Origin of the sequence: Rheinheimera sp. (assembly GCF_036568245.1) — a bacterium.
GTDB lineage: Bacteria > Pseudomonadota > Gammaproteobacteria > Enterobacterales > Alteromonadaceae > Alishewanella.
Map to the genome: position 1 here is coordinate 1 of NZ_DATCSY010000316.1, position 2618 is coordinate 2618.

Consider the following 2618-nt stretch of genomic DNA (forward strand, 5'->3'; position numbering starts at 1 on the left):
CGCTAGGTGCGGCTGCCGATGGCACAGCAGATGCTACGGTGCAGGTAAATGCACTGACCACCTTTGCCAGCCAGCTACTGGAGGCGGCAATTGCCGGTGGCCGCAATGTGTCGGCACTTGCTACGCTGGAGCCGGCACAACTGGAATACTCTGCTCAGCTGCTGCGTATACTCGGCGTAGATATGCCGGCAGTGAACCTGATGCAGCAACCGCTGCAAAGTGCTGATAATGCTGAAAACTTTTCACAAAGCAGCAACCAGCTGATCCGGTTGTCCTTTGTCAATGCGGCTTTTGCCCATATTGGTGCAGAGGCAACACTGGCCGATACGTTTGCAGCAGCGGCTGCGCAAGTTGCGTTGGCGGCCGAGGGCGATGAAACAGCCGCCACTGCTTTGCGCCAGCAGTTGCTTGATGCATTGCAGGGCCACCCGGTACTGGCACAGTTGGGATTAACCCCGGAGAGTATTATTGATATTGAACTGCCGCTGGTGGTAGCAGATAACAGCAGCGGGCCCATCCGTGAATATACAACTGCGGCTTATCTGGCCGGGGCACAAATAAGTTACCGCGGTGCTATCAGTGACAGTGAAAGCGGTGATCAGGCCTTTGACGGCAACGCCGAGACTAAATGGCTGGATAATACCGCAGTGCCAAGCGCCAAAGCACCCGCCTGGTTAACACTGCAGTTTGCCGAGGCGCAAGCAGTCAGTATGTTGTCCATAACCAGTGCCAACGATGCGCCAGACCGCGATCCGGAGAATTTCAACCTGCAGGCATCAGCCGATGGTGAAAGCTGGTTTACACTGGCGCAATGGGCCGGTGTCAGCTTTGAAGGGCGCTTTACGGCGCAGGATTTTGCCTTTAATAACAACTTGCCGTACCGGTATTACCGGCTAAATATCACCAAAAACAAAGGTGATACCAACTTAATGCAACTGGCCGAAGTGCAACTGTTTGGCCCGGTCTATCCGGATCAAATCCAGCAAGGCGGCAACATCAGCGCCAGCGGCGCTATCGGTGATGCAGAAAGTGCAGAAATGGCGTTTGACGGTTTGCTGACAACAAAATGGTTGGACAATACTGCAGTACCAACAGCAGAGCAGCCGTCCTGGGTACAGGTGCAGTTTAGTGATGCCAAAGCGGTTAGCAGCCTGGCTATCAGCAGTGCCAATGACGCACCGGAACGCGATCCGGAAAACTTTAACCTGCAGGCATCCAAGGATGGTGTGAGCTGGCTGACATTGGGCGAATGGGCCGGTGAGAGCTTTGACAGCCGCGGCCAGCGCAGGTTATTCAGCACCACTAATAGCCTGGCTTATCAGTACTACCGGCTGAATATCAGCAAAAACAAAGGTGATAACAGCTTAATGCAAATTGCTGAAATTGAGCTTATCGGCCCGGCACTACCCGCACTGAATCATGCGTTAGCAGCAACAGCGGTGACCTCCAGTGGCGCTATCAGTGATGCTGAAGCGGCCGACTATGCGTTTGACGGTGACAGCCAGACAAAGTGGCTGGATAACACGGCAGTACCATCGGCAGAAGCGCCAGCCTGGGCCAGCGTGGCACTGGCACAACCTCAAGCTGTGAATATGCTGGCGCTGGTCAGTGCTAATGATGCACCGGAGCGGGACCCGGAGAACTTCAGCCTGTTGGCATCGACTGATGGTGAATACTGGGTAAGCCTGGGTCAGTGGGCGGGGATCAGCTTTAGTGACCGCGCCGAGCGGCAAACGTTTGCAGTGGCCAATGCACTGGGCTACAGCCATTACCGGCTGAACATCACTAAAAACAAGGGTGATAGCAGCTTAATGCAGGTAGCAGAAATTGAGCTGATTGGCCCTCAGGTGCAGGCGCGCGATCACAGTGACAATGCTGCAGCTCAGATCAGCGAGCGAGCAGCTATCAGCGATGGTGAAGCCGGCGCTATGGCGTTTGACAATAACCCGGCAACCAAATGGCTGGATAACGGCGGTGTCCCATCGGTGGCGGAACCATCCTGGTTGGAAATCAGCTTACCACAGCCGGTTATTGTGAATACCTTTGCCATCACCAGTGCAAACGATGCGCCGGAGCGTGATCCGGAAAACTTCCGTCTGCTTGGTTCTAATGATGGTGAAAACTGGCAGTCTCTGGCAGAGTGGGCCGGTGAAAGCTTTGCTTCCCGCGCTGAACGGCGCAGCTTCAGCCTGCTAAATGGCCGCAGCTTCAGCCGTTATCGCATTGAGATCACTAAGAATAAAGGTGATAACAGTTTAATGCAGGTGGCAGAATTTGAACTGATTGGGCCCGAGCTTTAAGCTGAAGTATTGTTAGCATAAAAAGGCGCAGCGTGAGCTGCGCCTTTTCTGATAAAGGTAGTCTGACGGATGTTAAGTGAAAGTGCTGCATTGTTTGCCGGTATTGATGCAGGTGGCAGCCATTGCCGGGTACGGCTGGAGGATGAAGCCGGCAAATTGCTCGGCGAAGGCCATGCGGGTGCGGCTAATCTGGGGCTTGGTTGGTCACAGGTTGAAGCCAACGTCTGCAGGGCGCTAAATGCCGCTTTGCAGCAGACCGGACTGGACAGCAATGCTTACGGGCGTTTGCATGTCGGCGCCGGTTTTGCCGGGGCCCAT

1 protein-coding gene and 1 pseudogene are annotated in these 2618 nt (G+C 54.6%); both read left to right on the top strand.

Annotated elements, in window-relative coordinates; translation table 11 throughout:
* Positions 1-2300 (top strand): discoidin domain-containing protein (locus VIN66_RS14095; RefSeq protein WP_331924574.1); only part of this gene is annotated, 2300 nt, incomplete at its 5' end.
* A 69-nt stretch (positions 2301-2369) separates the two neighbouring features.
* Positions 2370-2618, top strand: a pseudogene (locus VIN66_RS14100) (ATPase); the annotation flags it as partial.